This is a genomic window from Sphaerochaeta sp. UBA5849 (genome assembly GCA_002432715.1).
Lineage (GTDB): Bacteria > Spirochaetota > Spirochaetia > Sphaerochaetales > Sphaerochaetaceae > Sphaerochaeta.
On sequence record DJGJ01000010.1, the window covers coordinates 1 to 4,198 of the forward strand.

At 48.9% G+C, this 4,198-nt stretch carries 5 protein-coding genes; all 5 read right to left on the reverse strand.

Annotated elements, in window-relative coordinates:
• Positions 1-34 precede the first annotated feature (34 nt).
• Complete coding sequence (locus B3K89_RS01280) at positions 35-229, reverse strand: DUF1295 domain-containing protein (RefSeq protein ID WP_345906950.1); 195 nt, start codon at positions 227-229, stop codon at positions 35-37.
• Positions 148-1,215, reverse strand: coding sequence for a DUF1295 domain-containing protein (locus tag B3K89_RS01285; RefSeq protein ID WP_422663658.1), 1,068 nt, complete (start codon positions 1,213-1,215; stop codon positions 148-150). Before B3K89_RS01285 ends, B3K89_RS01280 begins: the two co-directional genes overlap by 82 nt.
• A gap of 7 nt (positions 1,216-1,222) precedes the next feature.
• On the reverse strand, positions 1,223-1,645 hold the full coding sequence (locus B3K89_RS01290; RefSeq protein ID WP_345906952.1) for a hypothetical protein: 423 nt from the start codon (positions 1,643-1,645) through the stop codon (positions 1,223-1,225).
• 2 nt (positions 1,646-1,647) lie between these two features.
• Positions 1,648-2,046: an FMN-binding protein gene (locus B3K89_RS01295; protein ID WP_293892067.1), complete on the reverse strand. Its 399-nt coding sequence runs from the start codon at positions 2,044-2,046 to the stop codon at positions 1,648-1,650.
• 126 nt (positions 2,047-2,172) lie between these two features.
• Complete coding sequence (locus B3K89_RS01300) at positions 2,173-4,056, reverse strand: DeoR family transcriptional regulator (protein WP_293892064.1); 1,884 nt, start codon at positions 4,054-4,056, stop codon at positions 2,173-2,175.
• Positions 4,057-4,198 lie beyond the last annotated feature (142 nt).

The following is a 4,198-nucleotide window of genomic DNA, read 5'->3' on the forward strand; positions in this document are numbered from 1 at the left end:
CAGGGAGCGATTCATGCACATCCTCCTTCTGGATTCACCAGAATTTGGGAAGAATCGGGGGGACCGACTTCTGATACGCTTGGTATGCCGGATATTTGCTCTTGGTAATGCTCTCGGTGAACTTGGTCGATCCGATGAACAGCAAGGTCAGGAGGATTGGTCCTGCAAGGGTGTAATGCAAAAGTGAAGTGGAGAACGATACACAGAACAGGTAGATCGAGTACCACACCCCAAGCTCGCCGAAGTAGTTGGGATGGNNCTCCTATCTCCTATCTCCTCACTCTCTCTCCGCCCGGGCGGCCACGGCATGAACGCGCTCGTGCGGGCGACGTACTCGCGGTAGCCGGGGCGGCGCGACAGCAGGTCCTGCTCCAGCAGGGTCACGCCCGACACCCGGAGCAGGAAGAAGGTCATCAGGGCGGGGCACAGGGCCGTCCACAGTCCATACGGCGTGGGCAGCACGATGAGGAAAAGCCCCCACCACATCACCGCCTCGCCGAAGTAGTTGGGATGGCGGCTGAATCTGAACAAGCCGGAGGTTCTGAAACCACGTTCATAGTCATCTTCATGCTTTTCAAGTCGTGGAAGCAGGTGATGCTTGGCCTGTTGGAAGGTGTATTGCTGCTGGTCTGCAAGGGTCTCGATGCCAAGACAAAGGGCGAACAAGACTATGGATGCGAATGAAAGCGGGGTGAATGCAAGTCGGGCAGGTTCAACAAGCAGCAACAAAGGGCTGGTGAAAGCGATGAAGAGCAGCTGCTGGTACATGGCGATGAAGAGCAGGTTGAAGATCGTCCAAAGCACAGGATTGTCGATTCTCTGTCTCAGGATCGCCCAGCGGTAGTCCTCCTCGCCGGTATAGCCGCCGCGGCGTGCGAAGTTGAATGTAAGCCTTGCACCCCAGAGCGTGATGAGAAGTGATGCAGTGATGGAAGGAGCATTCAGACCGGCAGAAAATGCATACACCCAAGCAAGGGCTACCGGGAGGGTGCTCCAAAGCCGGTCGGTCCACGAGTAATCACCGGTGAGCAATGAGAAGAAAAAGCTGACAACGATGGAGCAGGCGGTAATGATTCCAACCTTGAGCAGGGGAGCTGCATTGCCGGCTGTCTGTACAAGCGAGACTGCGATACAGGCAGCGATGATGATGAAAAAGAGTAGGATGCTTGTCTTTGTTGCTTTCATGCACTCACTATAGCAAAGCGGGTGCTTCATCGGCAAGCTAATTGATCAACTCACCCAGCAGATAGGCAAGGTCGCCGCTTTGGATCAGCTTCCATAAGGAGAGGCCGGTTTGCACCAATCCGATCACCAAGAATATGATGTGCAGTGCCTCTATGCCTTGCAGGATGACACATTGGATGACAATCCATGCGCTGAGTGCAAGCCCGAGGGCGAGGCTGCTGATCATGCCGACGATGGAGTATCGCCATACCAGTATGCTGCATACGATATTTCCTAAGCCAATGACCCCGAACAAAAACAGCCCCGGGATGAAATACGAGGTAAAAGGGGAGTTCTCCAAGAGCGTGAGGGGGGCGCCGAGAGGGTTGTAGATGTCTGCGAGACAACCATACCCGCCGGCCAAGGCTCCGATTCCGACAATCAAATGAAGAGTGAAGAGAGTTTTTCGTATCCAATTCATACTCATTGCGCCTTTCTCAAAGCATCCTCGATGGCTTTGAGGATGATGATGCTGCTGTACGTCGCACCGCTGATGGTGTCGACGTCCAGTTTCTGCCCGGTCAAGACAGTGGCTAGAATCGCTTCAGCCGGCTGACCCTGGCCGCTTCTATGCTCCAAGAGCTGGATGTTTGCAATGGTTCCTTCCTTGACGGTTGCTGCAACCTTTGCTTTGACCGGAAACGTTGCATAACTTCCCTCATAGGTTCCATCCTCTATCGAGGAAAGAGGGGGTGTGGCGATCGAAAGGTCTTTGAGTCCTTCCAAATTCTGTTCAACACGCTTGAATAGGGTTTTTCCTACAACGACCAGAATGACCAGGCCGGCGACAATGACCAGTGCTATAAATGCTCCCCTCGGCATATAAAATTTCCCCCGTTGCTAGCTTATACCAAATCTACGTAGCAATGAAGTCATGCATGCCGCCAATTGCAGTAATTTGTACAACAATACTCGAACATATGACTTGGGGAAAAGATGGAACCCAACCTATTTGGAATTACTTTTTCTTGCTATCCAGGTAAGATTTGTGTAGTTGCGCTGTTGCACCGTTCCTCCTTCCAGCAGTCGAAGAGCCAAGTCCATGATGTTTTGCCCGTACGCTTCTGGATTGTAGTGAACACACCCAAGAATTGGGGAATTGCCGATTTTCATCAGTTCTTCAATCTGCTTTGTATAATTGTGTCCCACAATAATCGTGTTATTGCTTTCCCGGTATTGCAGGATCAAGTCGTAGGATGCCAGAAGGTGCCGTAGATTGAATGCGAGGATGAGCATGGGCTCATCCTTGGGGGTCTGTTTGAGCAACCTGACCAATTCCTGAGTTGGATTTACTTCCGGGTGTCCCCATTCAATGGTGTGAATAGTATCCGGCAGTCGGGAAACACTCTTTTGCAGATGCTCCAATGCACTGGATATTCGCAATTTGGTAATGGGTTCATATCCATACTTTCCCAGAACCAGCAGATGGTCCACACTGCTGTTCCAGTGCTCGTTGATGTACAGCGAAGCATGCTCGCCGGCAATCCGTCCTGCGCTTGCGTTGTCCGCCCCAAAGTAGATGCTTCCCGGTGCCATGTAGTCCACGGAAATGAGCCGAATGTCATGGGCGAGACATTTTTCACCAATGTACATCAGTGACTCCATACAAAGGCTGTAATCGATTACCAAATCTATGTTCTCCTGAAGGAGCAAGTTCAGTGCCTGTACAGCGGAGGTATAATCACCATCACACTCCCGGATAACCAAAGAAACGGATTTGCAGGTTGATGTTGCCTCCAATAAGCTGTTGTGTACGGCTTGGACAAAGTAATTACGGTCCTTATTGACCAAAAACCCGATACGATGCTGGTGTTTGCGCACATTCCTATACGTATAGCCTGGACCGCAGATAATCAGAGGATCCTGCCGGGAGAAGAGGGTGTTTGCGCGAAAGCTTCCTATGCCGTCATCGATGAGAACCTCTTGGATTTTGCTTATATAGCGCTTGTAAGGAAAAGCCAGTTTGCCTTGGATGTCGAGAAAGTGAGAATCCAAAATCAAATAGATTTTTGCAGCGCATTCGCACACTGCTTCTATCGTAGAGGCGTCTTCATCATCTGAGAGAAAAAAGGTGTTTCCCGCATACGAATTGCAGCAAATGAAAGCCTTGTCGATTATCAGTGAATTGGGAAGACCTTGATGGCTGGAGAGGGAAAACCTCTGTTTTTCCATACTAAAGGCTGAACCAGTGACCTGTATCGGATAGGCATACCTGTTTTTCCTCAGTACCTCAAGAATCATTAGGTTATTCGTCCAAATTGAGAGATTCGTTAATGGAGGCAGGGAAGATGCGATGCATCGCGAGACTTCCCCTCCATCCAGAAAAATAGTGTCTTCAGGCTTGATGTGCATGATCGAATGTTTTACAAGAATGTTGGCTCGTGGTGAGAACTCAGTAAAATCACTGGATGAACCCTGGTTGATGGAAGGCTCGAAAAGGATGGCGCTTCCATGCTTTCTCAATACTTTGCCTTTGAGTTCCAGAGCGGATAGATCATTTCGTATGGTAAGAACAGAAACCTTGAGTTTGTTTGCAAGAGTGGATATGCGGATTTCCTTATCATCAGTGAGCAACTGGAGAATTCGTTCTTGACGCTGGTTCTTGGAGAGAACCCCCGATGATTCGAGCAAGGCAGCGTTTTGCCGAGTATCGTAAAAACGAATCTTTCCTCGCTCGCGAATCAAGATGCCTGCATTTTGCAAAGGGACAAGTTCCTTGCGGATTGTCTCTCTGCTGAGTTTGAGACGGTCAGCCAAATCGCTGATTGTACAAAACTTTCGCTGTGTAATGATTTTGAGTAGTGCCAATTGCCGTTGATTCATTTCTTCCATGTGGCAATCATAGCATGTCTTTCTTGTGTGCACAATTGAAAATATAACTATATATAAAAGATATATAAAAAAATAAAATTAAATAATATAAAGATATAAAGTTTACAAAATACAAATTATATGCAATTCAATTGCACAAATA